The sequence below is a fragment of the Leisingera sp. UBA4491 genome (genome assembly GCF_002388965.1).
Taxonomy (GTDB): Bacteria; Pseudomonadota; Alphaproteobacteria; order Rhodobacterales; family Rhodobacteraceae; genus Leisingera; species Leisingera aquaemixtae.
Window position 1 is genome coordinate 228,117 of record NZ_DGNN01000016.1, and the last position, 25,612, is coordinate 253,728.

22 protein-coding genes are annotated in these 25,612 nt (G+C 65.6%); 11 read left to right on the forward strand and 11 right to left on the reverse strand.

What is annotated here, in order from left to right:
- Positions 1 to 23 precede the first annotated feature (23 nt).
- From B2P87_RS08995 to pcaF, 7 genes are all read right to left on the reverse strand, one after another.
- Positions 24 to 785, reverse strand: coding sequence for a Phenylacetic acid catabolic protein (locus tag B2P87_RS08995; protein WP_141891030.1), 762 nt, complete (start codon positions 783 to 785; stop codon positions 24 to 26).
- A 48-nt stretch (positions 786 to 833) separates the two neighbouring features.
- Positions 834 to 1,907 (reverse strand): 1,2-phenylacetyl-CoA epoxidase subunit PaaE, encoded by a 1,074-nt coding sequence (paaE, locus tag B2P87_RS09000; RefSeq protein WP_141891029.1) that lies wholly within the window; start codon positions 1,905 to 1,907, stop codon positions 834 to 836.
- Between the two features lie 10 nt (positions 1,908 to 1,917).
- Positions 1,918 to 2,391: a 1,2-phenylacetyl-CoA epoxidase subunit PaaD gene (paaD, locus tag B2P87_RS09005; RefSeq protein ID WP_141891028.1), complete on the reverse strand. Its 474-nt coding sequence runs from the start codon at positions 2,389 to 2,391 to the stop codon at positions 1,918 to 1,920.
- 126 nt (positions 2,392 to 2,517) lie between these two features.
- Entirely contained in the window at positions 2,518 to 3,279 is a 762-nt protein-coding gene (gene paaC, locus B2P87_RS09010) for a 1,2-phenylacetyl-CoA epoxidase subunit PaaC (RefSeq protein ID WP_141891027.1), read from the reverse strand.
- Positions 3,279 to 3,563: a 1,2-phenylacetyl-CoA epoxidase subunit PaaB gene (gene paaB / locus B2P87_RS09015; RefSeq protein WP_008562338.1), complete on the reverse strand. Its 285-nt coding sequence runs from the start codon at positions 3,561 to 3,563 to the stop codon at positions 3,279 to 3,281. Before paaB ends, paaC begins: the two co-directional genes overlap by 1 nt.
- Before the next feature lie 64 nt (positions 3,564 to 3,627).
- Positions 3,628 to 4,605 (reverse strand): 1,2-phenylacetyl-CoA epoxidase subunit PaaA, encoded by a 978-nt coding sequence (gene paaA / locus B2P87_RS09020; RefSeq protein WP_058285226.1) that lies wholly within the window; start codon positions 4,603 to 4,605, stop codon positions 3,628 to 3,630.
- Between the two features lie 23 nt (positions 4,606 to 4,628).
- Entirely contained in the window at positions 4,629 to 5,831 is a 1,203-nt protein-coding gene (pcaF, locus tag B2P87_RS09025; protein WP_141891026.1) for a 3-oxoadipyl-CoA thiolase, read from the reverse strand.
- A gap of 274 nt (positions 5,832 to 6,105) precedes the next feature.
- Between pcaF and B2P87_RS09030 the strand changes: the two genes are divergently transcribed.
- From B2P87_RS09030 to B2P87_RS09040, 3 genes are all read left to right on the forward strand, one after another.
- Positions 6,106 to 7,893: an acyclic terpene utilization AtuA family protein gene (locus B2P87_RS09030; protein WP_141891025.1), complete on the forward strand. Its 1,788-nt coding sequence runs from the start codon at positions 6,106 to 6,108 to the stop codon at positions 7,891 to 7,893.
- Between the two features lie 111 nt (positions 7,894 to 8,004).
- Complete coding sequence (locus B2P87_RS09035) at positions 8,005 to 9,621, forward strand: acyl-CoA carboxylase subunit beta (RefSeq protein ID WP_141891024.1); 1,617 nt, start codon at positions 8,005 to 8,007, stop codon at positions 9,619 to 9,621.
- Positions 9,622 to 9,630: 9 nt separating this feature from the next.
- Entirely contained in the window at positions 9,631 to 11,607 is a 1,977-nt protein-coding gene (locus tag B2P87_RS09040) for an acetyl-CoA carboxylase biotin carboxylase subunit (RefSeq protein WP_141891023.1), read from the forward strand.
- Positions 11,608 to 11,754: 147 nt separating this feature from the next.
- Here the strand turns inward: B2P87_RS09040 and B2P87_RS09045 are convergent, their stop codons facing one another.
- Entirely contained in the window at positions 11,755 to 12,303 is a 549-nt protein-coding gene (locus tag B2P87_RS09045) for a GNAT family N-acetyltransferase (RefSeq protein WP_141891022.1), read from the reverse strand.
- A gap of 130 nt (positions 12,304 to 12,433) precedes the next feature.
- On the opposite strand from B2P87_RS09045, the gene B2P87_RS09050 reads away from it, so the two are divergent.
- Together B2P87_RS09050 and B2P87_RS09055 are read left to right on the forward strand one after the other, a co-directional pair.
- Positions 12,434 to 14,059, forward strand: a complete 1,626-nt coding sequence (locus B2P87_RS09050) for a sulfatase-like hydrolase/transferase (RefSeq protein WP_141891021.1) — start codon at positions 12,434 to 12,436, stop codon at positions 14,057 to 14,059.
- A 131-nt stretch (positions 14,060 to 14,190) separates the two neighbouring features.
- A complete protein-coding gene (locus B2P87_RS09055) occupies positions 14,191 to 14,841 on the forward strand; it encodes a GntR family transcriptional regulator (protein ID WP_141891020.1) in 651 nt (216 codons plus the stop codon).
- 67 nt (positions 14,842 to 14,908) lie between these two features.
- Here the strand turns inward: B2P87_RS09055 and B2P87_RS09060 are convergent, their stop codons facing one another.
- The gene (locus B2P87_RS09060; RefSeq protein WP_141891019.1) at positions 14,909 to 15,616 is read right to left on the reverse strand and encodes a type 1 glutamine amidotransferase; all 708 of its coding nucleotides are present in this window, start codon (positions 15,614 to 15,616) and stop codon (positions 14,909 to 14,911) included.
- A gap of 81 nt (positions 15,617 to 15,697) precedes the next feature.
- Between B2P87_RS09060 and B2P87_RS09065 the strand changes: the two genes are divergently transcribed.
- Positions 15,698 to 16,957, forward strand: a complete 1,260-nt coding sequence (locus tag B2P87_RS09065) for a cytochrome P450 (RefSeq protein ID WP_141891018.1) — start codon at positions 15,698 to 15,700, stop codon at positions 16,955 to 16,957.
- A gap of 111 nt (positions 16,958 to 17,068) precedes the next feature.
- Positions 17,069 to 18,358 (forward strand): glutamine synthetase family protein, encoded by a 1,290-nt coding sequence (locus B2P87_RS09070; RefSeq protein ID WP_141891017.1) that lies wholly within the window; start codon positions 17,069 to 17,071, stop codon positions 18,356 to 18,358.
- 290 nt (positions 18,359 to 18,648) lie between these two features.
- On the opposite strand, the gene B2P87_RS09075 is transcribed toward B2P87_RS09070, so the two are convergent.
- Together B2P87_RS09075 and B2P87_RS09080 are read right to left on the reverse strand one after the other, a co-directional pair.
- Positions 18,649 to 20,004: an aspartate aminotransferase family protein gene (locus B2P87_RS09075; protein ID WP_141891016.1), complete on the reverse strand. Its 1,356-nt coding sequence runs from the start codon at positions 20,002 to 20,004 to the stop codon at positions 18,649 to 18,651.
- Positions 20,005 to 20,048: 44 nt separating this feature from the next.
- On the reverse strand, positions 20,049 to 20,828 hold the full coding sequence (locus tag B2P87_RS09080; RefSeq protein ID WP_141891015.1) for an IclR family transcriptional regulator: 780 nt from the start codon (positions 20,826 to 20,828) through the stop codon (positions 20,049 to 20,051).
- A 161-nt stretch (positions 20,829 to 20,989) separates the two neighbouring features.
- Between B2P87_RS09080 and B2P87_RS09085 the strand changes: the two genes are divergently transcribed.
- From B2P87_RS09085 to B2P87_RS09100, 4 genes are all read left to right on the forward strand, one after another.
- Complete coding sequence (locus B2P87_RS09085) at positions 20,990 to 21,937, forward strand: tripartite tricarboxylate transporter substrate binding protein (protein ID WP_141891014.1); 948 nt, start codon at positions 20,990 to 20,992, stop codon at positions 21,935 to 21,937.
- Positions 21,938 to 22,008: 71 nt separating this feature from the next.
- Complete coding sequence (locus tag B2P87_RS09090; protein ID WP_141891013.1) at positions 22,009 to 22,539, forward strand: tripartite tricarboxylate transporter TctB family protein; 531 nt, start codon at positions 22,009 to 22,011, stop codon at positions 22,537 to 22,539.
- Between the two features lie 9 nt (positions 22,540 to 22,548).
- Complete coding sequence (locus B2P87_RS09095; protein WP_058285550.1) at positions 22,549 to 24,168, forward strand: tripartite tricarboxylate transporter permease; 1,620 nt, start codon at positions 22,549 to 22,551, stop codon at positions 24,166 to 24,168.
- Entirely contained in the window at positions 24,075 to 25,517 is a 1,443-nt protein-coding gene (locus B2P87_RS09100) for an aldehyde dehydrogenase (RefSeq protein WP_141892100.1), read from the forward strand. The genes B2P87_RS09095 and B2P87_RS09100 overlap by 94 nt, the downstream gene beginning before the upstream one ends.
- Positions 25,518 to 25,612: the final 95 nt, after the last annotated feature.

Genomic DNA, 25,612 nt, shown 5'->3' on the forward strand with positions numbered 1-25,612 from the left:
GGCGGGAGTATTGCGGGTAAGGATCAGGCGGCCGGTTTCAGGCCGGCCTTGTCCAGAATGTCATTGGCGTCCTGCTGCCAGCGGGCCTTCAGATCCGCATTCGGGGTGCGGCGCAGGCCCATGGCCTTCAGCCCTTCGAATTTCTCCGAGTCCTCCTGGCCGAAACTGGCCGCGACCCGCGGCCACCAGTAGTCGACCAGCTCCTGCAGCCCATCGGGGCCCTGGGCCTCGACCAGCACCATCAGGCCTTCTTCGGCCAGCTCCGCGTGGCGGGTCTCCACCGGCAGGATGGCACGGAAGGCTTCGGCCAGCGGCTGGTAGGACACATGGCTCAGCTCCTCCAGCTGCAGCACCACCGCGCGGCCCATCAGGAAGTTCATCACCACCGCATCCGCCCAGCCTTCCAGCGGGTAGTTGAACACCGCCAGGCGCATGTCGTGCTTGGTGCGGCTCTGGCCGATGTCGGCCTCCCGCTCCAGCCGCGCGGTCCAGGGGTGATGGTCGGCATAGCGCTCGGTGTCGGCCCCGAAGTCGCCCATGATCCGCAGCACCTTCTCGGCGTGGTCGGTTTTTTCCAGCACGATCCGCGCCGCGGCGATGCGGGCCTTGATGCCGGGGCCTTCGTTGATGATATCGGCAAAGCCCGCGGCGCCGGCCAGTTCGCTGTCGACGAAGGTCGCCATCAGCTTCATCAGCTCGGCGCGGTAGCGCGGCGGCACGTTGGACGGGTTGGTCAGAACCCCGCCCTGGGCCAGATAGCTTGTGATGCTCATCTCTTCGGACATAAAACGCCCTCCCTGAAATCTCCGGGCGACCCGGGTTTTGAAATTGCCTTACTGATCGTAGTCCACGACGACGTTATCGGTCACCGGATAGGCCTGGCAGGACAGCACATAGCCCTTTTCGACCTCGTAATCCTCCAGCGCGTGGTTGGCGACCATCTCGACCTCGCCTTCCAGCACCTTGCAGCGGCAGGTGGAGCAGACCCCGGCCTTGCAGGCATAGGGCGCGTCCATGGCGTTTTCCAGCGCGGCATCCAAGAGGGTCATGTCCTTGCCCATCTCGATGGTCTGGGTGGCGCCGTCCAGGGTGATCGCGGCCTTGGTCTGGTTGGCGCTGCTGGCGGCGTCGGTTGCGGCGGCCTTGCGCTTGGCCCGGCCCGGCTGGGCCGAGGCGAACAGTTCGAACTTGATCTGGCTGTCGTCAAGGCCTGCGCTGCGCAGGGCGGCGGCGATGCCCAGCATCATCGGCTCGGGTCCGCAGATGAAGGCGGTGTCCACGTTTTCGATGTCGATCCAGTGCTCGAACAGCTGGGCGCATTTCTCCTCTGTCACCAGGCCGGTGAACAGGTCGATTTCCTGGGCGTCCGATTCCAGCACGTGGATCACGTTGAAGCGGCCCATGTAGAGGTTCTTCAGATCCTCCAGCTCCTCGCGGAACATGATCGTGTTCACGCCCTTGTTGGCGTAGACCAGCGTGAAGGAGGATTTGGGCTCCGCCGCCAGCGTGGTTTTGAGGATCGACAGTACCGGGGTAATGCCGGAGCCGCCGGCAAAGCCCAGGTAATGCTTTTCGGCGGTACCATCGAGCGGGGTGAAGAAGGTCCCCATCGGTGCCATCGCCTGCAGGGTATCGCCGGCCTTCAGCTCAGTGTTGGCCCAGGTTGAAAACGCGCCGCCGTCGACGCGCTTGATGCCGACCTGCAGGATGCCTTCGTCCTTGCCGGCGCAGATCGAGTAGCTGCGGCGCAGTTCCTCGCCGTCGAAATCGCGGCGGAAGGTCAGGTACTGGCCCTGGGTGAAATCAAACGCCTCAGCCGCGCCGTTCACGGGCTTCAGGGTAACAACCACCGCATCGCGGATGGTCTTGCGGACATCGGTGACTTCAAGGTCGTGAAAGCGCGCCATCAGGGTCTCCTCAGATGCACTTGAAATAATCAAAAGGTTCGAGGCAGTCCTGGCAGCGCCAGTGGGCCTTGCAGGGGGTCGAGCCGAACTGGCTGACCTTGGTGAGGTTCTTGCTGCCGCAACGCGGGCATTTTTCCGGGCCGCCCGCGGGCTGGGGCGGGGCGATGCCGTATTCCTCCAGCTTGGCGCGCCCCTTTTCCGACAGCCAGTCGGTGGTCCAGGCGGGGGATATCTGGGTTTCGATCTTCAGGTATTCGATCCCCTTGCTGCGCAGCGCAGTCTCGATGTCGAGGCTGATGATCGAGGTCGCCGGGCAACCCGAGTAGGTGGGGGTGACGGAAACAACCAGGGTTTCGCCCTGCCATTCCACACCGCGGACGATGCCGAGGTCGACGACCGAGATCACCGGGATTTCCGGATCCGGCACGGCGTCGAGCCACTCCCAGATCTGGTCAGTGCTTGGCTGAGTTGTCACTTGGCTCATGCGGTTACCCTCATTGGCTGTATCGCCCGGCAGTGCGCCGGGCAACGCCCATTGCGCCCCCGCGGTGCGGGGGTCCAACGCCCGCCGCTCGTGACGGGCGTTGCCTTCAGTTCTCCGGCCGCGGCCTTACCATTTGGCGCCGGGATAGGCGCGCTGCAGCCATTGCATCTGGGTCAAAAGGTGGCCCAGATGCTCGGTATGCATCGCACCGGTGCGCCCGCCCTTATGGGCAAAGCTGCTGTCCGGAATGGTCAGCGTCGCGTCGCTCAGGATGCGGGAGATCAGCGCGTCGTACTCTTCGCGCAAGCACGCCGGATCGGGCGCGATGCCCGCTTTCACCATCTCCGCGTCGGCCTCGTCGGACTGGAACATCTCGCCCACGTAGGGCCACAGATAGTCCAGTGCCTCCTGCATCCGGCGGTGGCTTTCCTCGGTGCCGTCGCCCAGGCCCACCACGGTGTCGGCGGAACGCTCCAGGTGATAGGCCACCTCTTTCGAAGCCTTCTCGGCAATCGCGGCGACCCGCTCGTCCGAGGATTTCATCAGCCGGCCCAGTTGGATCGAATGCCAGGCGTCGAACAGGAACTGGCGCATCAGGGTGCGGCCGAAGTCGCCGTTGGGCACCTCGCACAGCAGCACGTTGCGGAAGTCCCAGGCGTCGCGCAGGAAGGCGAGGTCGTCGGCGGATTTGCCTTCGCCCTGCACTTCACCGGCAAGGCCGAGCCACATCTGGGTCTGGCCGATCAGGTCCAGCGCGGTGTTGGCCAGCGCGATGTCCTCTTCCAGCACCGGCGCGTGGCCGCACCATTCGCTGACCCGGTGGCCGAGGATCAGGGTGTTGTCCCCCATCCGCAGCAGAAACTGGGCAAATGCGTCGTCGCGGGTCATTACATCGCCCCCACTTCTTCGGGGATGTCGAAGAAGGTCGGGTGGCGGTAGACCTTCGACTCGGACGGCTCGTAGAGCGGGCCCTTGTCGCTGGGCGAGGAGGCGGAAATGTGGTTCGCCTCGACCACCCAGATCGACACGCCTTCGTTGCGGCGGGTGTAGACGTCGCGGGCGTTCTTGATCGCCATTTCGGCGTCCGGTGCATGCAGGGAGCCGACGTGGCGGTGGCTCATGCCGTGCTGGCCGCGGATGAAGATTTCCCAGAGGGGCCATTCGTTTTTCATGTCTCAAATCCTCCTGGCTGAGGGGGCGCTTGCGCGTCTGGGCGGAGCGCCGGAATGCTTGGGGTTACTCGGCGGCGTGCTGGCGCGCGGCTTTTTTCTTGGCGTGGGCAAGCAGGCCGTCGCGGACCCAGGCGCCGTCGTCCCAGGCCTTGTTGCGGTCGGCGAGGCGGTCAACGTTGCAGGGGCCATTGCCCTGGATCACGTCAAAGAACTCGCTCCAGTCCGGGTCGGTGTAATCGTAATGGCCGCGCTCTTCGTTCCACTTCAGGTTCTCGTCCGGCACGGTGAGGCCGAGGTATTCGGCCTGCGGCACGGTCTGGTCGACGAACTTCTGGCGCAACTCGTCGTTGGTGTTCATCTTGATCTTCCACTTCATCGACTGGGCAGAGTGGACCGAGTCCTTGTCGGACGGGCCGAACATCATCAGCGACGGGTACCAGAGGCGGTTCAGCGCATCCTGAGCCATCTTCTTCTGCTCCGGGGTTCCTTCTGCCATCTTGCGGATGGCGTCGTAACCCTGGCGCTGGTGGAAGCTTTCTTCCTTGCAGATGCGGATCATCGCGCGGGAGTAGGGGCCGAAGGAGGTCCGCTGCAGCGGCACCTGGTTCATGATCGCAGCACCATCAACCAGCCAGCCGACCGCGCCGATGTCGGCCCAGTTCAGCGTCGGGTAGTTGAAGATCGACGAATACTTCATGCGGCCGTCCAGCAGCATCTCGGTGATCTCGTCGCGGGAGACGCCCAGCGTCTCCGCCGCGCAGTACAGGTACAGGCCATGACCGGCCTCATCCTGCACCTTGGCGAGCAGGATCGCCTTGCGCTCCAGCGTCGGCGCGCGGGTGATCCAGTTGCCCTCGGGCAGCTGGCCGACGATTTCGGAATGGGCGTGCTGGCCGATCTGGCGGATCAGCGTCTTGCGGTAACCCTCGGGCATCCAGTCCTTGGGCTCGATCTTCTCGCCCGCGTCGATGCGGGCCTGGAAGGCCGCCAGCTTTTCCGGATCGTCCTGGGTCGCTTCGGATTTGATCATCTGAGCATACATGTCTGGGACCTCCCTAGAGTTCGTTACACGCGTTCGAGGATCAGGGCGGTGCCCTGTCCAACGCCGACGCACATGGTGCAGAGCGCATACCGCCCGCCGGTGCGCTGCAGTTGGTAGGCGGCGGTCAGCACCAGCCGCGCGCCGGACATGCCGAGCGGGTGGCCCAGTGCAATCGCACCGCCGTTGGGATTAACATGGGGCGCATCGTCCGGAAGGCCAAGCTCGCGCAGGGTGGCAAGGCCCTGCGATGCGAATGCCTCGTTCAGTTCGATCACGTCCATCTGTTCGATGGTCAGGCCGGTGCGGGCCAGAACCTTGCGGGTGGCGGGCACCGGACCGATGCCCATGATGCGCGGCTCGACGCCTGCGGCGGCCATGCCGACGATGCGGGCCATCGGTTTCAGACCGTTCTTCGCCGCAGCCGCTTCATTCGCCATCAGGATCGCTGCGGCACCGTCGTTGACGCCGGACGCATTGCCTGCGGTCACGGTCTTGTCCGGGCCGTTGACGCCCTTGAGGCCCGCCAGCTTCTCTGCCGAGGTGCCGGGGCGGGGGTGTTCATCGGTGTCCACCACCAGATCATCGCCCTTGCGCTGCGGGATGGTGACCGGGGTGATTTCGTCCTTGAAGATGCCGGCCTCATGCGCGGCGGCCCAGCGGGCCTGGCTGCGGGCGGCGAATGCGTCCTGATCCTCGCGGGAGACGCCGTAGTCGTCGGCCACGTTGTCAGCGGTCTGCGGCATCGAGTCGGTGCCATACATCTCGTGCATTTTCTTGTTCACGAAGCGCCAGCCGATGGTGGTGTCGTAAACCGCATTGGCGCGGGTGAAGGCAGAAGTTGCCTTGGGCATCACGAAAGGCGCGCGGCTCATGCTTTCGACGCCGCCGGCGATGGCCATGTCATAGTCGCCCGCCTTGATCCCGCGGGACGCCATGCCGACCGCATCCATGCCGGAAGCGCAGAGACGGTTGATGGTGGTGCCGGGCACAGAGGTGGGCAGGCCCGCCAGCAGCGCCGCCATGCGGGCCACGTTGCGGTTGCTTTCACCGGCCTGGTTGGCATCGCCAAAGATCACATCGTCAAGGGAGCCCCAGTCCACGTCCGGGTTGCGCGCGGCGAGCGCGGCAATCGGCAGGGCGGCAAGATCATCGGTACGCACCTGGCTCAGCGCGCCGCCGTAGCGGCCGATCGGGGTGCGGGTGGCATCGCAGATGAAAGCATCCATGGGTGTTCGCGTCTCCTGTGGCGGCGGCGGGATAAGCCGACCGTTGGGTCGGTATTACGCCGGAAGATGATTCGCGGCAAGTGAAATGTAACCTGAAACTTTCACCTTTGAAAATTCTGTAACGTGTTGGGGCGGAGCGCCCCCGCTGCCGCAGTGAACGCGGGGTTACAGTTGCAAGGCCAAGGCCTTGGCGGTCAGGCTGGCAGCAGGGGGCCGCCGTTTGCGGGCAAATCCGTGTATGCTGTGCACCGGATGGCGGCCAAGGGGAGGAGCAATGCCACAAGGACTGCGCATCGGCGGCGCTGCCGGGTTTTGGGGGGAGGCCGCCCTGGCCACGCCGCAGCTGCTGGCGGCGGGGGGCTTGGATGTTCTCGTCTATGACTACCTGGCCGAGATCACTATGGCGGTGCTGGCGCGGGCGCGGGCAAGGGATCCGCAGGCGGGCTATGCAACAGATTTCGTGACCGCGGCGATGGCACCGAACCTGGCGGAGATCGCCCGGCAGGGGGTGCGGGTTATCTCCAACGCGGGCGGGGTCAACCCGCAGGCCTGCGCCGCGGCCCTGCGGCAGGAGATCGCTGCGCAGGGGCTGGATCTGAAGGTGGCCGTGGTTGAAGGCGACGACCTGCTTGGACGCGCGGCGGAGCTGGCGGCGGCCGCTCCCGAGGATATGTTCACCGGCGCGCCGTTTCCGCCGCTGGAGGAGATCGCCAGCATCAACGCCTATCTCGGCGCCTTTCCGATTGCCGCAGCCCTGGACCGCGGGGCGGACATTGTGGTGACCGGGCGCTGCGTGGACAGCGCGGTCACGCTGGCGGCCTGCATCCACCGCTTCGGCTGGGCGGCGGCGGACCTGGACCGGCTGGCGGGCGGCAGCCTGGCGGGCCATATCCTGGAGTGCGGGCCGCAGGCGACCGGCGGCAACTTCACCGACTGGCAGAAGGCTGCGGAGGGCCTGGCCGCGATCGGCTACCCGATTGCGGAGATCCGCGAGGACGGCTCTTTTGAGGTGACCAAGCCCGCGGGCACCGGCGGCTTGGTCTCCCGCGCGACGGTGGCGGAGCAGCTGCTGTATGAGACCGGCGATCCGCAGGCCTACGTGCTGCCGGATGTGGTCTGCGATTTCTCTGCCGTCACGGCGACGGAGACCGGGCCGGACCGGGTGCGGGTGGCCGGCGCCAGGGGGCGCGGGGTGCCGGATGCGTATAAGACCTGCATCACCTGGCAGGACGGTTTCCGCAGCGGCCACTATTTCACCTTCTATGGCCTCGATGCCGAGGCCAAGGCGCGGGCTTTTGCCACGGCGGCGCTGGCCCGGTCGCGGGAGGCTCTGCGGGGTATGAAGCTGCCGGATTTCAGCGATGTGAGCATCGAGCTGATCGGCAGCGAAAGCCAGTTCGGCGGGCTGCGGCAGAGCGGCGCCGCGCGGGAGGTGGCCGCCAAGATCGCGGTGCGCCATCCCGAGGCCCGTGGAGTGGGGGTGTTCCTGAAAGAGGCGGTGGGTCTGGGCCTGTCGGCGCCGCCTGGGCTTAGCGGGTTTGCGGGCGCGCGGCCCAAGCCCTCGCCGGTGCTGGCGCTGTTTTCCTGCCTGCTGCCCAAGGCACATGTGCCCGCGACCGTGCGGGATGCGGCGGGCACCTGCGCGGTGCCTGCGGCTCCGGCGCTCCCGCTGCAGGCGGTGGAGCCGCCCGCGCCGCCGCCGGTGCCGCACGCAAAGCGCTTGGCGGAGGTGCCCTTGATCCGACTCGCCTGGGCGCGCAGCGGCGACAAGGGCGATATCGCCAACATCGGCGTCATCGCCCGCAGGCCGGAGGTGCTGCCCTGGATCTGGGAGGCGCTGGACCAAGCCCATCTGCGCCGGGTGTTCGGGCATTTCTGGGACGGGCGGATGGAGCGGTTCTATCTGCCCGGCAGCCACGCGGTGAACATCCTGCTGCACGGCGCGCTGGGCGGCGGCGGCACGTCCTCGCTGCGCAACGACCCTCAGGCCAAGGGCTATGCGCAATTGCTGCTGGCGGCCCCGGTGCGGGTGGATGCGGACTTGCTGGAGGCAGCGGCATGATGTGCGCAGGGCTGCGCCCGGCCCTGGGTGGGTGCGAAGCGCCCTCCCGTGGGGAGGGTCGGGCGCTGCCCGGCGTGCCGCCGGGCGGAACGCAAATTGGGAAAGCAGTTCATGAGTGAGTTCCAGACCAAAATCAGCCCGGACAGCGAAACCTTCGCCCGGAACCGCGAAGACATGCTGGCGCTGGTCAAGCGAATGCGCGATTTGGAAGCCCGCGCGGCAGCGAAATCCGAAGAACGCCGCCCGGTCTTTGACAAGCGCGGGCAGCTGTCCCCGCGAGAGCGGGTCTCGGCACTGCTGGACCCTGGGCTGCCGTTCCTGGAGCTTTTCAACATGGCCTCCTACCTGGTGGATGATCCGGACCCGGACACCTCGATCCCCGGCGCCTCGATCATCCTCGGGATCGGGTATGTCGAGGGCGTGCGGGCGATGGTCTTTGCCGATGATGCCGGGATCAACGCGGGGGCGATGACGCAGAAATCGGTGGACAAGGCGCTGGGCGCGATTGCCATTGCCGAGCGGCAGAAGCTGCCCTTCATCCACCTGGTGGAAAGCGCCGGTGCCGATCTGATGCGCTACACGGTGGAGCTGTGGGCGCATGGCGGCGGCATGTTTGCGGGGCTGGCGCGGCTATCGGCGGCGGGCATCCCGGTGATCACGGTGCTGCATGGCGCCTCGACCGCGGGCGGGGCCTATCAGCCGGGGCTGTCGGATTATGTGATCGGGGTCCGGGGCAACGGCATGGCGATGCTGGCGGGCGCGGCGCTGGTACAGGCGGCGACCGGCGAGGCGGCGCAGGACGCGGATCTTGGCGGCGCAGAGATGCACGCCGCAACCACCGGGCTGGTGGAGTATCTGGCCGCGAATGACGCCCATGGCATCGAAATCGCCCGCGAAGTGGTGTCCGGGCTGGGCTGGAAGGCTTGCGGGCCTGCGCTGCCGGTCTGCGCCGAACCTCTGCTGCCGCCTGATCAGATTGCGGGCGTGGTGCCGGTCGACTACCGCACCCCCTGCGACATGCGCGAGGTGGCGGCGCGTATCGCGGATGGCTCGGACTTGCGCGAATTCAAGCCGGATTTCGGTCCGGCGACGCTCTGCCTGCAGGCGCGGATCATGGGGCAGCCGGTTGGCCTGATCGGCAACAACGGCCCGCTGGACCCGGACGGGGCGGCCAAGGCCACGCATTTCCTGCAGGCGATGGACCAGGCCGGCACCCCGGTTGTCTTCTTGAACAACACCACCGGTTACATGGTCGGCACCGCCTCAGAGCGCGCGGGCATGATCAAGCACGGCGCCAAGATGATCCAGGCGGTGACCAATCTGCGGGTGCCCAAGATTGCCCTCTATACCGGGGCCAGCTTCGGGGCCGGGAACTATGGCATGTGCGGCTATGCCTTCGGGGCCGATTTCCTGTTCACCTGGCCCAATGCGATGACCGGGGTGATGGGCGGCGCGCAGGCGGCGCTGACGATGGAGCAGGTCGCCCGGCGCACAGCCGAACGCAAGGGCGTGGAACCGGACGAGGCGCGGCTGGCGGCGCAGCGCGCAAAGATCACTGCGCATTTCGACCGGCAGTCGGATGCCTTCTACACCTCGGGGCGGGTGCTGGACATGGGGATGATCGACCCGCGCGACACGCGGGCGGTGCTCGGTTTCTGCCTGCACACCTGCCAGGAGGCGCGGGTGCGGCAGCTGAACCCCAACAGCTTTGGCGTGGCGCGGATCTGAGGGGGCGGGATGAGCAGTTTTAACACGATCCTGGTGGCCAACCGCGGCGAGATCGCGCTGCGGGTGATGCGCACTGTGCGGGCGATGGGGCTGAAAAGCGTTGCGGTTTACACCGATGCGGATGCCGGCAGCCCGCATGCGGATTTTGCCGATATCTCCATCCGCATCGGCGAAGGCCCCGCGGCAGAGAGCTACCTTGCCACCGGCAAACTCCTCGCGGCCGCCCGGGAGGCGGGCGCGGGCGCAGTGCATCCGGGCTATGGCTTCCTGTCGGAAAACGCGGAGTTTGCCCGCGCCTGTGCGGCTGCCGGGCTGGTCTTCATCGGCCCTGCACCGGAGGCGATTGCCCTGATGGGCAACAAGGCCGCCGCCAAGCGCAGGATGATGGCGGCGGGCGTTCCGTGCATTCCCGGCTATGAGGGCGCGGATCAGGCGGCGGATGTACTGGCGGCAGAAGCCGCGCGGATCGGCTTTCCCGTGATGATCAAGGCCGCCGCGGGCGGCGGCGGCAAGGGGATGCGGCTGGTGCGGCAGGCGGCGGATTTCAGCGCTGCACTGGACCTGGCCCGCAGCGAGGCGCTGGCGGCCTTCGGCTGCGGGGATGTGATCCTGGAACGGGCGCTGCTGCAGCCGCGCCATGTGGAGGTGCAGGTCTTTGGCGATGCCCATGGCGCTGTCGTTCACTTGGGCGAGCGCGATTGCTCGATCCAGCGCCGCCATCAGAAAGTGGTGGAAGAGGCGCCAAGCCCGGCCGTGGATGCAGCCTTGCGCGCCCGGATGGGGGCGGCGGCGGTCAAGGCGGCGCAGGCCATCGGTTACCAGGGGGCGGGCACGGTCGAGTTCCTGCTGGACCGGGACGGGGCGTTTTATTTCCTGGAGATGAACACCCGGCTGCAGGTGGAGCATCCGGTGACGGAGATGATCACCGGGCTGGACTTGGTGGAGCTGCAGATCCGGGTGGCGCGGGGCGACCCCTTGGGGCTGGCGCAGAACGATGTGCGGCTGGAGGGCCACGCGATCGAAGTGCGGCTTTACGCGGAGGATGCGGCGCAGGGTTTTCTGCCGCAGGCCGGGCGGGTTGACCGTTGGCAGCCGCCCTGCGGTGACGGTGTCCGCGCCGATAGCGGGATCGTTTCGGGGCAGCAGGTGCCGGCCTTCTACGATCCGCTGCTGGCCAAGCTGATCGCGCACGGCCGCACCCGGGCGGATGCGCGGCAGCGTCTGATGGCGGCGCTGCAGGACTGCGTGCTGTTCGGGCCGGTGTGCAACCGGGATTTTCTGCTGCAGGTGCTGGCGCATCCGCAGTTTGTCCAAGGGGATATCACCACCGCATTCATCGCCAGCAATTTCCCGGACGGGCTGGCGGCGCCAGTGCCCGCCAGTATCTGGGCGCTGGGTGCAGCCCTGATCCACCGGGCAGAACAGCAGCGCTGCGCCGCCGCGGCGGGCGGCGTGGCCGCGGAACTGCTGGGGTGGTCAAACCGGGGCAGCCTGCACTCCCTTGTGCGGCTGAGCTGCAAAGGCGAGACCCAAAGCGTGCAGGTGAGCGATGAGCCGGGCCGGCTGCGCGTCGCCGGCCCCGGCTGGCAGCACCGGGTGACGGGAGAGGGCGAAGCTCTGCGGGTGGACGGCAGGCGGGCGGACCTCAGGTCCTGGCGGCTGGAGGGGGAAAAGCTGCAGGTGGCAACTGCTGCGCGGATCGTCACCTTCACCCGGCAGCGGGCGTCCGCCGGCACGGCGTCTGCCGGGCAAGCCGGGCAGGTAGTTGCGCCGATGCATGGGGTTGTCCGGGATATCTGCGTGGCAGAAGGGGACCGGGTCGCCGCGGGCAGCCGTCTAGCGGTGATGGAGGCCATGAAGATGCAGCACGAGATCCGGGCGGCCGCGCCGGGTGCCGTTGCGGCGGTGGCGGTGCGTGCCGGGGCCCAGGTGCAGGCGGGACAGGTGCTGCTGGAGATCACGCCGCAGGAAGACGACCGCACGTGATCCCGCAACCGGATGCTCCCGCCCGTCGCCGGTGCATTGAAAATGCCCCGCTCCCGTTGGGCCCGGCGCCGCGCGGCGCGCGGCGCCGGGCCCAACGGTAGGAGGTCTTTCGCCAGAAAGACTGACGACGGGCGGGAGCTGCCGGGTTCAGGTTTCTGCCGGGGGCCAGCTGCCGCGATATTGCAGAACATCGTTCGGGTACTGGCTGTCCTGAACCTGGAAGCAGGTCAGCCCTGCCGGTTCAAAGCCGTGCCGGAGATAAAAGGCAATGGCGCGCGTGTTCTGCGCGTTGGCTGCAAGCCACGGCGCGTCCCAGCCTTCTGACCGGCAGGTCTTTAACCCGGCTTCCAGAAGCAACCGCCCGATGTGCCTGCCCTGATGCCGGGGCTGGATATAGAGCGTCGAAATCTCTGTGCGGGAGGGGCCGCCTGCCGGTCTCGGCCTGCCGTGGCGGATACGGATGTAACCGTCGATACCGTCCTGGTTCTGCGAAACGATCAAGCGTTCGGCAGGGTTATGCAAGGCGTGGGCAAAATGGTCCGGCGTGTACGTGGAAAGGACGTAATCCGAGAAAATGCGGTTGATGCCGTTGCGCAAATAGGTGCCCAGCCAGACCTCTATCGACAGGGCGGCCAGGCTGGAACAGTCGTCCTGGGTCGCGGGCCTCAGGGAAACAGGGTGCAGTGCCGGGGTCATGATGGCTTTCTGAAACAGTCTCACAATGTGCTCCACTGTTCGGCTGCATTGGCCGGGCAGTCAAGGAAACACCCTCGTCAAGGTTGCTTCACCTGTTTATCAATGTGGCAGCACTGTGCGGGAGGCGCCGATGAACATCCTCTACATCATGTTCGACCAGCTGCGGTTTGATTACCTGAGCTGCGCGGGCCATCCGCATCTGCAGACGCCGCATATGGACGGGCTGGCCGCCAAGGGCGTGCGCTTCACCCGCGCCTATGTGCAGTCGCCAACCTGCGGCTCCTCGCGGATGTCGAGCTATACCGGGCGCTACCCTTCCAGCCACGGGGTGCAGTTCAACAGCTACCCTTTGCGGGTGGGCGAATGGACCATGGGCGACCATCTGCGCAAGGCGGGCATGGGCTGCCACCTGATCGGCAAGACGCATATGGTGGCGGATGCCGAGGGGATGCGGCGGCTGGGCCTGGCGCCGGACAGCGTGATCGGCGTGCGCCAGTCGGAATGCGGCTTTGATCCCTGGGTGCGCGATGACGGGCTGTGGGCGGAGGGGCCGGACGGGTTCTATGACAGCAAGCGCAGCCCCTATAACGAATACCTGAAGGGCAAGGGCTACCCAGGTGAAAACCCCTGGAGCGACTTTGCCAATGCCGCAGTGCAGGGGCAGGACATTGCCTCGGGCTGGTTCATGGTCAATGCGGACAGGCCTGCCAACATTGCCGAGGAAGACAGCGAAACCCCTTGGCTGACGACACAGGCGATGGAGTTCATCGCGCAGGCCGAAGGCCCCTGGTGCGCGCATCTGAGCTATATCAAGCCGCATTGGCCCTATATCGTGCCGGCACCCTATCACGATATGTACGGGCCGGAGCATGTTCTGCCGGCGGTGCGTTCGGAAGCGGAACGCGAGGATGCGCACCCCGTCTTTGACGGCATGATGAACAACCAGATCGGCAAGACCTTCAGCCGCGATGAGGTGCGCGAGAAGGTGATACCCGCCTATATGGGTCTGATCAAACAGGCGGATGACCAGATGGGGCGGCTGTTTGCCTGGCTGGAGGAAACCGGCCGGATGCAGGACACGATGATCGTGCTGACCTCGGACCACGGGGATTACCTGGGCGATCACTGGCTGGGGGAGAAGAACCTGTTCCACGAGCCGTCGATCAAGGTGCCGCTGATCATCTATGACCCGCGCGCAGAGGCTGATGCCACCCGCGGCACCACCTGCGATGAGCTGGTGAAGGCGATCGACCTGCTGCCCACCTTCCTGGAGGCGGCGGGCGGCGACCCGGCGCCGCATATCCTGGAGGGGCGCTCGCTGATGCCGTTGCTGCGCGGCGAAACCCCCAAGTGGCGGGACTATGCGATTGCCGAATTCGACTATTCTACCATGCCGCTCTGCGCCAAGCTGGGGCTTGAGCCCAAGGACGCGCGCTTGTTCATGGTGGCGGACAAGCGCTGGAAATTCATGCACGCCGAGGGCGGGCTGCGGCCGATGCTGTTTGATATGGAAAACGACCCGGATGAACTGGCGGACCTGGCTAAGGGCGGCGGACATCAGGAAATCATAGACCTGATGTACAGCCGCCTGCTGGAATGGGGGCTGAGGATGTCGCAGCGGATCACCCTGTCCGATGCGCAGATCACCGCGCGCCGCGGCACCTCCGGGCGCAAGGGGATCCTGCTGGGGGTTTACGAGGCGGATGAAGCCGCGCCCGAGCTGACGGCGAAGTACCGCGGACCGGTGCCGCGATAGCCGCCCTGGATATTCACCTCTGCGCAAATACTCCTGGGGAGCCCGCAGGGCGGGGGCAGCGCCCCCCAGCCCGCGTTGCCAAGCGGCAAAGGGGCGCATAAATTGGCCGGAAACGCATCAAAGGCGGCACAATGGCAGGGCAGACGGAACAGGTTCTGAACGCAATCCTGAGGGATATCGAGACCGGGCGTCTGGTGCCCGGCGCGCCGCTGGAGGAAAGCGAGCTGGTCGAACGCCACGGGGTGTCGCGCACCCCGGTGCGGGAGGCCTTTATCCAACTGGAAGCGATCGGCCTGATCAGGCGGCTGCCGCGCAAGGGGGCGGTGCTGTTCAAGCCGACGCTGGAGGAGTTTCTGGCCATTCTGGAGGTGCATGCCCGGCTGGAGGGGCAAGCGGCGGCGCTGGCGGCGCGGCGGCTGTCTTCGGCGCAGGCCAGGGATCTGGAGGCGGCGGTGGCCGCCTGCGAGAAACACGCGGCAGAGAAGGGGGACCGCGATCCGGCCGGGTATTACCAGCTGAACCTGCGGTTCCATGCATCCGTGGCGGAAGGCTCCGGCAATCCGTTTCTGGTCGAGATGATCAAGACCAACGCGCGCAAGCTGATGGCCTATTACCGGGCGCGCTACCGCTATCCCGGGGTGATTGCGCAGTCTGCCAGGGAGCACCGGCAGATTGCCGGGCTGATCCTGGCCCACGACCGGGAGGGCGCGGAGGCGGCGATGATTGCGCATGTGCAGTTCGACCAGGTCACTGTGATGGATCTGCTGGCGGCGCTGGGCTGAAAGCGCGCTGAACGGCGCCTGGCGGCCCCGTGCCTGCGGCGCGAGTATTTTTCAGAAAGATGAAAACTCAGCGGGCAGACCGCTCGAAGAAGCGCGCGAGGCATTCCGCGAAGGCGTGCTGATCGGAACGTTCTGCCAGGCTGTTCAGGGCGCGGGCATGGACAGCAGGGCCAAGTTCGTCCCGCATTTCTTCGCTCAGCGCGATGATGAAATCGCGGGTCATCTCCGGGTGGTGCTGGGTGGTGAAGATGTGCCGGCCCAGGGTGAAGCCTGTGTTCAGGCCATTGCTTTCGCTGAGCGCTGTTGCGCTCTCCGGCAGCGTGCTGACGCATTCGCTGTGGGAGCCGTAGAGTTTGATTTCGTCCGGCAGGCCCGCAGCCCAATCCGGGCGGTAGAGCAGCTGGTTGCGGGTCAGCCCGTGAACCCAGCCGGCCGGGTTGCGGTCCAGGCTGCCGCCGAGGGCGAGAGCGATGGCCTGATGGCCGAAACAGGCGCCGAACAGCGGGAAATGCCGGGCATGGGCGCCGCGGATCAGCTCCAGCAGCTGTGCAATCCAAGCCGCGCCAGAGCGGGCCGACGCCGGGCTGCCGGTGATCATCGCGCCATCGAAGTCAAACAGATCCTGCGGGAACTCCCCGTCCTTCACCGCAAACACCGTGGTGCGCCAGTCCGGCCGCGCCATCTGGATCAGGCGGGTGAATTTCTCGCCATCCTTGGGGTGCCTTTGGGCGAATGCGCTTTCGTCGGTATTGGTCATCAGGATGGCCAAGTGCATGAGGCAGCTCGCAAGATTTCGTTTTACATATTTATGGTCCGAAATAATATACATTAAGCCAGCAGGACAGGAAAGCCCGCCATGACAGTTTGGACCCCGACAGACGACGGCCATGCGGATCTGAGCAGCCATGACGCCTTTGCAAACGGTGCGCCGCATAACACTTTTGCCCGGCTGCGGCGGGAGGATCCGCTGCACTGGACTGAATACGAAGGCGGCAAGAACTTCTGGTCGCTGACCCGCTATGAGGACATCACGGTGATGAACAAGAACACCGAGGTGTTCTCCTCCGCGCGCGGGATCCGGATGGAGGATCAGTCCTACGAGGAATACCTGGCGCGGCGCACTTTTCAGGAGACCGATCCGCCGGAGCATTCCAAGGTGCGGATGAAACTGCTGAAGGCGTTCTCCAAGACCACCATGGCGCAGTATGAGCAGGATATCCGGGACCTGTGTGCGGATATTCTGGATCAGGCGCTGGCCAAGGGAGAGTTCGACGCCACCAAGGAAATCGCCCGCCAGTTGCCGATGCGGATGCTGGGCCGGGTGGTTGGCTTGCCGGAGGCGGACCTGCCCTGGCTGGTGGAAAAAGGCGATGCGCTGATTGCCAATACCGATCCGGACTTCACCTCCCACGTGCTCGACAAGATGCAGACGGATGAGTTCCGGATGATGCCGTTCAATTCGCCTGCCGGGGCGGAGCTCTATGTCTATGCCAAAGAGCTGATGGAGGAGAAGGCACGTAAGGGCGATACCTCGGGCGTGCTGAACCTGATCCTGGAGCCGGCCAAGGACGGCTCGGTCATTACAGAGACCGAGTTCCGCAACTTCTTTTGCCTGCTGGTGGCGGCGGGCAATGACACCACGCGCTATTCGATTGCTGCGGGCATACAGGCGATGTGCCATCAGCCGGAGCTGCTGGCGCAGATGCAGGCGGGCGGGGCGGTCTGGGATACCGCGGCGGATGAGATCATCCGCTGGGCGACGCCTGCGCTCTATTTCCGGCGCACCGCAACGCGGGATCATGAAATGCACGGCAAGACCATCCGCGCGGGTGACAAGGTGCTGTACTGGTTTGTCTCCGCCAACCGGGATGAGACGCAGTTCGACGATCCATTTCACGTGAATCTGCACCGCAGCCCGAACCGGCATCTGTCGTTCGGGCAGTTCGGCCCGCATGTGTGCCTCGGCATGTGGCTGGCACGGCTGGAGGTCACGGTGCTGTTCCAGGAGCTGGCCAAACGCATCCGCCATATCGAGGCGGCAGGTCCGCATAAGTTCCTGCGCTCGAATTTCGTGGGCGGCATCAAGGCGCTGCCGGTCAGGGTGGAGGCGGCGTAGCGGCCAGGCCTCCCGGCAGGAAAGACTCTGAGGAAACCGCTAAATATGTTAAGTAAAACGGTACGGGAAGACGCTGCCGAAGACTGTCCAGCAGGGAAAGGACCTTGAGCCATGAAGACCCGCTTGCGTGCGATGTTCTGCGACCACCTCAGCATCATGCGGGGGAAATACCTGCCGAATTCCAAGATCGGGGATGACTCGACACGGTTCTGCCGGTCGGTCTTCGGCACCCACTACGACAAGGATCTGCTGGATGCGCCGGGTGCGATGGTGAAGCAGGGCCTGCCGGACATGGAGCTGAGATGGCTGCATGATGACATCCGCGACAGCTGGCATGCCTCGACCAGGGTGGTGCTGGGCGATCTCTATGACGATGAGGGCGAGCCGCTGGCGCTGTGCCCGCGCCGGGCGCTGAAGCGGGCGGTTGCGGATTGGCAGAAACACGGGCTGACGCCCAAGGTCGGGATCGAGCTGGAGGCCTATGCCCTGCAGGCCGACGACCGCGGGCGGCTGATGCCCTATGACGCGCCCGGCGGTGTGGTCTACGGCACCGGCCCCTTTGCCGACCCGTTGCGGTTTAATGACCGGATCTGGGCGATGGCGGACGACATGGGCTTCTCGCTCGACATGATCACAGCTGAATTCGACAGCCCGCAGTTCGAATACACGCTGACCTTTGATGACGCGGTGAAGGCGGTGGATGACATCGTGCTGTTCCGCCTGATGGCGCGGGAGGTGGCGCTGGAGTACGGCATCGTCCTTACCTTCATGCCGAAACCGGTGGCAGAGGCCGGAGGGTCCGGGATGCACCTCAACTTCTCCTTTCTGGACGAAGCGGGCGGCAATGCGCTGTCCGCGGGGCCGCGGGGCGGGCCGGAGCATATGAACGATCTGGCGCGCGGCTGCTTGGCGGGGCTGCTGCATCACCACAAGGGGCTGGCGGGGCTGATTGCGCCCACCGCCAACAGCTATATGCGGCTGCAGCCGGGGACGCTGTCGGGCTACTGGCGCAACTGGGGCGGCGACCACCGCAACGTGACCACGCGGATCAGTTCCGAAGGCGGCGCCAAGGCGCGGCTGGAGCACCGGACGGCGGATGCCTCGGCCAATCCCTACACAGCGGTGGCGGCGGTGCTGCAGGCGGCGCGGCTGGGGGTTGAGAACAGCTACCAGCTGCCGCCGATGGAAACCGGTGATGGCTTTGACCGCACCGATGCGCGTGAGGGCACGGCGGTGGATCTGAAAGGGGCGATGGACGACCTGGAGCGGGACACCGCGCTGGCGGAGGCCGTCGGGGCGCAGCTGGTCGCCAGCCACGTCTTCATGAAGCGCAAGGAAGTGCGCAAGACCCGCGATCTGGAAGGCGACGCGATGCGCGATTTCTACGTGCATTTCATCTGACCAGCTGCCGCCGGTACCGGCACACTCCTCACCTCTGCAAGCTTCCGGGGCGTAAGGCTGCCGCTGCAAGCGCAGTGCGCGGCCATGGCCTGATGCACGCGCCTTGGTCAATGGCGGGTCATAGGCCGCTGCGGCAGCTGGGCCGGGTGCCGTATCACGCTGCCGCGCCGCGCCAGCGGCGCCGCCGAAGGCGCGGGCCCGAAGCCTCCGNNCCTCCGCTTCGGGCCCGCCATGGCATCTGGCAGCGCCCGGACCTGGCGGCCCGGGCGCGGGTGCGCCTGGCGCAGGCGTCAGCTAACCGCCGTAAAGCCTGCGTCGAGGGCAGAGAGGATGGTGGCCGCCTCCGCTTCACTCAGGATCAGCGGCGGCGACAGGATGATGTTGGGGCCGGAGACCCGGACCATGGCGCCGGCCTCGTAGGCCACCTCCTGCAGCCTGCCGATGGTCTTCTTGTCCACTGCGGCTTTGGTGGTGCGGTCGGCAACCAGTTCCAGCGCGCACATCAGGCCGTGGCCGCCGCGCACGTCGCCGATAAGCGCGTATTTCTGTTGCAGCGCCAGCAGGCCCTGGTGGATCTGGGTGCCGCGGGCGGCGGCGTTTTCCGGCACGTTCAGGCGCAGGGTTTCGGCAAGGCATGCGAGCGCCGCCGCTGCGCCGACCGGGTGGCCCGAGTAGGTGTAGCCGTGGCCGATCGCGGCCTTGCCGGTGGTGTCCTTTTCGAAGACTTCAGTCATGTGGTCCGCGATCATCACCGCGCCAAAGGGGAAGTAGCCGTTGGTGATGGCCTTGGCGGTCGCCATCATGTCGGGCTGCACGCCCCAGTGGCGCGAGCCGCTCCAGGATCCGGTGCGGCCGAAGGCGGTGATCACCTCGTCCGCAATCAGCAGGATGCCGTGTTTGGTGCAGATCTCGCGCACGCCGGGCATGAAGCTTTTGTGCGGCGGGATCACGCCGCCTGCGCCCAGGATAGGCTCCATGATGAAGGCCGCAATTGTGCCTGCGCCCTGGAAAGCGATCTCGTCCTCCAGCGCCTGGAGGCAGAGCCGGGCGAGGCGTTCCGGATCGGTCTCGTTGAAGGGGTTGCGGTAGGTGTAGGGCGCCGGGATGTGGTGGCAGCCGGGCAGGAGCGGCTCGTACTGGGTGCGGAAATTGGCGTTGCCGTTCACCGAGGCGCCGCCCATGTGGGTGCCGTGGTAGCCCTTCTTGAGGCTCAGGAACTTGATGCGGCCCTCCTCGCCGCGGATCTTGTGGTACTGGCGGGCGAGCCGCAGGGCGGTTTCCACCGAGTCCGAGCCGCCGGAGGTGAAGAAGGCGCGGGTGAGCCCGTCAGGCGCGAAGAATTTGCGCAGCTCCTCGGCCAGCTGGATCACCTGGTCGTTGGTGGTGCCGCGGAAGGTGGAGTAGTAGGGCAGCACGTCGAGCTGCGCGGCGATGGCATCCTTGACCGGCTGGCAGGAGAACCCGAGGTTCACGTTCCACAGGCCGCCGACCGCGTCGACCACTTCGTGCCCGTCGATGTCGGTGATCTTCACGCCCTGAGCGGAGGTGATGATGGCAGGCGGGTTGGCCAGGCTGTCGCCGGGATGCGCCATCGGGTGCCAGAGGGATTTGGCGTTGTGTTCTTTCAGAAAGTTGGAGTCTTTCATGGGGCAGCTCCTGGATGCGGCCCGTATGAGGCCGGTGACGAGGGTCAGGCGGTTTCGTCCTGCGGATAGTCCGCGGGGGCAGAGCCGCCGATGCGATGGGTGAGGGTGGCGCCCGCGCGGCGCAGGGCCGCCGGGATCAGCTGTTTCTGGTCCGCGCTCATGCGGGACACCGGCGCGGCAACGGCCAGCGCGCCGATCACCTTGCGGTCCGGACCAAAGACCGGGACCGCGTGGGAGTGCACATCCGCCTCAAAGCCGCCGATGGACTGGGCAATGCCGCTGCTGCGGATTTCCGCCAGCTGTGTGCGGATTTCCTGCGGATCGGTGATGGTCTCGGGGGTGCGGGCCGCCAGCGGCTGGGACAGCACATGTTCGGCAAAGTCCGGGTCCGCGTAGGCCAGAACGGCCATGCCGGAACTGGTGCCGTGGAAGGTCAGCACCTCGGCGTCCTCCATCATCACCTTGGTGGCATTGCGCGGCGAATAAGCGTGCGACAGCGAGTTGAGCTGACTGCCCTGCAGCAGCGACAAATGGGTGGTCTCACCTGTCTCATCGCTCAGATCCCGCAGCACGCGGCGCGAGACGGAAAGGATCGGAACAGCCGCCTCGCGCAGCGCAGCAAGGCGCAGAACCTGCGGGCCGAGACGGTAAGACCGGTCGCTTCCGGCCTGCTCGACAAAGCCTGATTCCTGCAGTTCGCTCATCAGCCGGTAGACCGTGGCCTTGTTCATGCCGGACAAGCGCGTGAGGTCGCTAAGGCCGATTTCAGTCCGCCCGTGGTTGAAAAACGTCAGTAATGACAAGGCTTTGGTTACAGTTCCCATGCTCTTGCCGATGCTCCCTGTCTGGTTCAGCCGGGCGGTGTCCGCTCAAAAAGACGCACCCGCGATGCAATTTTGTTGACAGATAACGGGGCGGGCTGTCAATCTAAATTCAAACCAACGGTTCAAATAATGAACCAAGTGGCAGAACTGGGAGGAAAGCCATGAAACTCAAAACCCTCATGCAAGGGGCGGCTGCAGCGGCGGCGCTGGGGCTCAGCGCGGTTGCGGCGCAGGCCGAGTATCCGGAGAAGCCGGTGAATTTCATCGTGCCGTGGCCGCCGGGTGATCTGGAGGATGTGCTGACGCGGATGATCGCCGAGGATTTCCAGAACGAATACGGCGTCGCGGCGGCGGTGGTGAACAAGCCGGGCGGCGGCGGCGGGCCGTTCCCGGGCGCGATCGAGGTCGCCAACGCACCGGCTGATGGCTACACCATCGGGTCCTTTGTGATCGGCGTGCCGGTGATGGGGCATCAGATCGACATTCCGCCGCTGACACCGGCCAAGTTCGATCCGCTGGGGATCTTCCTGACCTATCCCTTTGTGATCGCGGCCTCCGCTGATGCGCCTTACAGTACGATGGAGGAGCTGGCGGCCTATGCCAAGGAAAACGACGTGGCGCTGGGCCATTTCGGAGACGTGCTGACCCCGACCCAGGTGACAAAGGCCTATGCCAAGAACGCCGGTTTCGAATGGGGCTCGGATGCGGCCTTTGACGCGCTGGACTGCAACACGCTGGCCTCGGGCGATGCGGATGTGATCAATACCACGCTGCAGCTGGTGCTGCCCTGTCTGGATCAGGTCAAGGTTCTGGTCTCGATCACCGACGAGCGTATTCCGCTGGCGCCTGATGCGCCGACCATCGGCGAACTGGACGAAAGCCTGAACATTGCCCTGTGGAACGGCCTGTTTGTGGCCAAGGACACGCCGCAGGACGTGCGCGACAAGATCGTTGCTGTGGCCGAAAAGGCAGTGATGAGCGAGCGCGCCCAGAACGTGGCCAAGGAAACCGGCGCGCTGGTCTATTGGCAGAACGCCGAAGACAGCGCGGCGCGGGTTGCCAGCGATATCGACACCATGGCCCGTATCAGCGGGCTGCTGTCCGAGTAATCCTCCCCCACTGCATCGGGGCCATGCACGGTCCCGGTGCCTTTTAAACGCGCGGACAAAGAGCTTCTCAGATGCCTTCGGAACGTGAACGCCGTTTTGCCGGGCCGCGGCGCGGTCAGCTGGTCTTTGCCCTCGTCATGGTAGGGGGGGCGCTGCTGCTGCTGGTGCTGATCACGGAGCAGACCGCCTGGGTCCAGAAGACCAAGCTGTTTGCCCAGCCCCGGTTCTGGCCTGCTGTGGCCATTGGCGGCATGGTGCTGCTGGGCGGGCTGCACCTCTATAAACTGCCCTGGCGGCGGGTCAGCCGTTATGACCTGTGGGAGGTCAAGCGCTGGGGGCGGGTGCTGGAATTCGCCGGCTGGTTCATGGGCTATGTCCTGCTGGTGCCCGTCATTGGCTATCTGCCCGTGACGCTGGCGTTCGTGCCGCTTCTCAGTTGGCGGATGGGCTACCGCAGCCCTTTCATGCTGTGGATCAGCGCCGGTTTTGCCGTGGCCGTGGTGGTGCTGTTCAAGGCCTTCCTGTCAGTCAAGATCCCCGGTGCGCTCATCTATGAGTATCTGCCGGGCGCGTTGCGCAGCTTCTTCATTCTCTATCTCTGAGTGCCCGTCATGGACCTGATCCTCTCTGCAATAGACATCCTGATGCGCTGGGACGTGGCGCTGGCGCTGCTGGCGGGGTCGGTGGGCGGGGTGCTGATCGGGGCCATTCCCGGCGTCGGCCCGGCAGTGGCCATTGCGATCCTGCTGCCCGCAACCTTCTCGATGGACCCGATTGTCGGGCTGACGGTGCTGCTGGGGATATACGGCTCCTCCATGTACGGGGGGGCAATCCCGGCTATCCTGATCAATACGCCCGGCACCGCGGTCAATGCGCTGACCACCTATGACGGCTATCCGATGACCGCGCGGGGCGAGCCGCGCCGGGCTTTAAGCCTGGCTTATTCCGCCAGCTTCTTTGGCGGCATCTTCTCGGTCATCTGCCTGATCCTGTTTGCCCCGGTGCTGGCCAAGATCGCGCCGATGTTCGGCTCGCGCGAGATATTTTTGGCCGCGCTTCTGGGCCTGATCCTGGTGGTGGTCGCGCACCGCGGCCAGGCGCTGATTGCGGGCACGCTGGCCTGTTTCGGGATCTTCCTGCAGACCATCGGTCTGGAGCCGGTGAAATACACCCAGCGCTACACCTTCGGGCAGGATTTCCTGGGCGGCGGGATCAACTTGATCGTCGTCGTGCTGGGGCTGTTTGCAATCTCGCAGGCCTTTGTGCTCCTGACGGACGAGGATGAGAAGGTGCGCATGACCCGCCTGCGCGGCGGCATGTTCCAGGGCCTGCGCGAACTGGCACGCCATCCGCGTGTGGCCGGGGTTTCTGCCACCTTTGGCGTCTTGATGGGGATGATCCCCGGAGTGGGCGAGTTCACCGCGCAGTTCATGTCCTACACCTATGCGCAAAAGACCTCGAAACGGCCGCAGGATTTCGGCAATGGCTCCTCTGAGGGGCTGATCGCCGCGGAGACCGCCAACAACGCGGTGCCGGCGGCAGCCATGGTGCCGCTCCTGGCGCTGGGCATCCCGGGCGAGGCGCTGACGGCGATGATGCTGTCGGTGTTTTACGTTCACAACGTGGTGCCGGGACCGGGGCTGTTTCAGAACCAGATGGATTTCGTGGTGGCGCTGTATCTCGCGCTGCTGATCCTGAACGTGCTGGTGCTGCTGTTCCTCCTGTTTGCCACCCGCTCGCTCATCCAAGTGGTGCGCATCCCCAACCGGTTCCTGGGCGTCTGCATCCTGACGCTCAGCTTTGTCGGGGTCTATTCCCTGCGTAACTCCGCCACCGATTGCGTGATGGCGGCGGGATTCGGCATCCTCGGATACATCCTCAAGCGGCTGTCGCTGCCCTCGGTGCCGATCATCCTGGGCATGGTCCTGGGCGGCATCATGGAGGTGAAGCTGCGCGCGGGCATGGCGCGGGTGAAGGAACCCCTTGATTTCATTGACCGCCCGGTGGCGTTCATCCTGTTTTGCATCATCATCATCGTTCTGGCGGTCCACATCCTGCGGGTGCTGAAGGACCGGAAGGAACTGAAGGAGGCCGAATGGCAGACCAATCGCGCATCGACAAGCTTCGGCAGCTTGATGTGGCGCCGCAGAAACTCTTTCTTGAAGGATCATGGCAAGAAGGTTCGGGCCAGACACTCGAAGTTGCTTCGCCGGTTGACGGATCTGTTCTGACGACGCTGGCGGGCGCCTCTGCAACCGATGTCGAAAACGCTGTCGCTTCGGCGCGGCGGGCTTTCGAGGACCGCCGCTGGGCGGGACAGAGCCCCGCCGCACGCAAGCAGGTGCTGCACCGGATCGCGGACCGGGTCGAGGCGGAGGCGGTCGAGCTGGCTGTGCTGGGCGTGCGCGACAACGGCACCGAATTCAGCATGGCGCTGAAGGCCGAGCCGGGATCGGCGGCGGGCACCTTCCGCTATTATGCAGAGGCCTTGGACAAGGTGGCGGGAGAAGTCGCGCCGACCGCGCCGGACGTGCTGGGCCTGGTGCACCGGATGCCGGTGGGCGTTGTGGGGGCCATCGTGCCCTGGAACTTCCCGCTGATGATCGGCGCCTGGAAACTGGCGCCCGCACTGGCAATGGGCAATTCGGTGGTGCTGAAACCGGCTGAGACGGCCTCGTTGTCCTTGCTCCGCTTGGCAGAGATCTGCTCCGAATGCGGCCTGCCGGACGGAGTTCTGAACGTGGTGACCGGCTCCGGTGCTGAAACCGGCGCGGCGCTGGCGGCCTCAAACGGCGTGGACGTGCTGGCCTTCACCGGCTCCGGTGCGACCGGCCGGAAGCTTTTGGAGGCTTCGGCGCGCTCGAACCTCAAGCGCTGCTATCTGGAGCTGGGCGGCAAGTCCCCCAACATCGTCTTTGCGGATGCACCGGACATGGCGAAGGCCGCGAAAACCTCCGCAGCGGGCATCTTCCGCAATTCCGGGCAGGTCTGCATTGCGGGGTCGCGTTTGCTGGTCGAGGCGTCGATCCACGATGAGTTCGTCGAAAGGCTCAAGGCCGAGGCGGAGGCGCTGCGGGTAGGCGATCCGCTGGACTTGGGCACTCACATTGGCGCGGTGAACTCCGAGGAACAGCTACGCCGCAACTTGTCCTTCATGGATATGGCGCGGGCCGAGGGCGGGCAGGTTGTAACCGGCGGGGCGCGCATACTGGAGGAGACTGGCGGCACCTATATGGCGCCGGCCATCGTCACCCGCGTCGCGCGCGATCACGCGCTGTTTCAGCGCGAGGTGTTCGGGCCGGTGCTGGCGGTCACGAAATTCGAAACCGAGGAGGAGGCGCTGAGCCTGGCCAATGGCACCGAGTTCGGGCTGGCGGCTGCGGTCTGGACCGAAAACCTCAGCCGTGCGCACCGGATGGTCGCAGGCATCCGCGCCGGGTTGGTGCATGTGAACACCTATGGCGGCTCGGACAACACGGTGCCTTTGGGCGGCGTTGGGCAGTCCGGCAACGGACATGACAAGTCGCTGCATGCGCTGGACAAATACACTGATCTGAAGACCGCCTGGATCCAGCTGTGATGCAGGTTTTGCAGGGGCAAAACCTGTAGCCTCCGGCGGGAGTATTGGGGAAAGATGAAAGGCGGCCTGGCTGCAGAGCGCAGGCCGAGGGGAGG

Bases quoted from the DNA above. Each gene is read 5' to 3' on its own strand.
- B2P87_RS09030 (WP_141891025.1), top strand. From the start codon at position 6,106: ATGCCACAAGGACTGCGCATCGGCGGCGCTGCCGGGTTTTGGGGGGAG.
- B2P87_RS09080 (WP_141891015.1), bottom strand. From the start codon at position 20,828: ATGGGAACTGTAACCAAAGCCTTGTCATTACTGACGTTTTTCAACCAC.
- paaB (WP_008562338.1), bottom strand. From the start codon at position 3,563: ATGAAAAACGAATGGCCCCTCTGGGAAATCTTCATCCGCGGCCAGCAC.
- paaA (WP_058285226.1), bottom strand. From the start codon at position 4,605: ATGTATGCTCAGATGATCAAATCCGAAGCGACCCAGGACGATCCGGAA.
- B2P87_RS09065 (WP_141891018.1), top strand. From the start codon at position 15,698: ATGACAGTTTGGACCCCGACAGACGACGGCCATGCGGATCTGAGCAGC.
- paaD (WP_141891028.1), bottom strand. From the start codon at position 2,391: ATGAGCCAAGTGACAACTCAGCCAAGCACTGACCAGATCTGGGAGTGG.
- B2P87_RS09040 (WP_141891023.1), top strand. From the start codon at position 9,631: ATGAGCAGTTTTAACACGATCCTGGTGGCCAACCGCGGCGAGATCGCG.
- B2P87_RS09090 (WP_141891013.1), top strand. From the start codon at position 22,009: ATGCCTTCGGAACGTGAACGCCGTTTTGCCGGGCCGCGGCGCGGTCAG.
- B2P87_RS09035 (WP_141891024.1), top strand. From the start codon at position 8,005: ATGAGTGAGTTCCAGACCAAAATCAGCCCGGACAGCGAAACCTTCGCC.
- B2P87_RS09075 (WP_141891016.1), bottom strand. From the start codon at position 20,004: ATGAAAGACTCCAACTTTCTGAAAGAACACAACGCCAAATCCCTCTGG.
- paaC (WP_141891027.1), bottom strand. From the start codon at position 3,279: ATGACCCGCGACGACGCATTTGCCCAGTTTCTGCTGCGGATGGGGGAC.
- B2P87_RS09095 (WP_058285550.1), top strand. From the start codon at position 22,549: ATGGACCTGATCCTCTCTGCAATAGACATCCTGATGCGCTGGGACGTG.
- B2P87_RS09060 (WP_141891019.1), bottom strand. From the start codon at position 15,616: ATGCACTTGGCCATCCTGATGACCAATACCGACGAAAGCGCATTCGCC.
- paaE (WP_141891029.1), bottom strand. From the start codon at position 1,907: ATGGCGCGCTTTCACGACCTTGAAGTCACCGATGTCCGCAAGACCATC.
- B2P87_RS09045 (WP_141891022.1), bottom strand. From the start codon at position 12,303: ATGACCCCGGCACTGCACCCTGTTTCCCTGAGGCCCGCGACCCAGGAC.
- pcaF (WP_141891026.1), bottom strand. From the start codon at position 5,831: ATGGATGCTTTCATCTGCGATGCCACCCGCACCCCGATCGGCCGCTAC.
- B2P87_RS09050 (WP_141891021.1), top strand. From the start codon at position 12,434: ATGAACATCCTCTACATCATGTTCGACCAGCTGCGGTTTGATTACCTG.
- B2P87_RS09070 (WP_141891017.1), top strand. From the start codon at position 17,069: ATGAAGACCCGCTTGCGTGCGATGTTCTGCGACCACCTCAGCATCATG.
- B2P87_RS09055 (WP_141891020.1), top strand. From the start codon at position 14,191: ATGGCAGGGCAGACGGAACAGGTTCTGAACGCAATCCTGAGGGATATC.
- B2P87_RS08995 (WP_141891030.1), bottom strand. From the start codon at position 785: ATGTCCGAAGAGATGAGCATCACAAGCTATCTGGCCCAGGGCGGGGTT.
- B2P87_RS09085 (WP_141891014.1), top strand. From the start codon at position 20,990: ATGAAACTCAAAACCCTCATGCAAGGGGCGGCTGCAGCGGCGGCGCTG.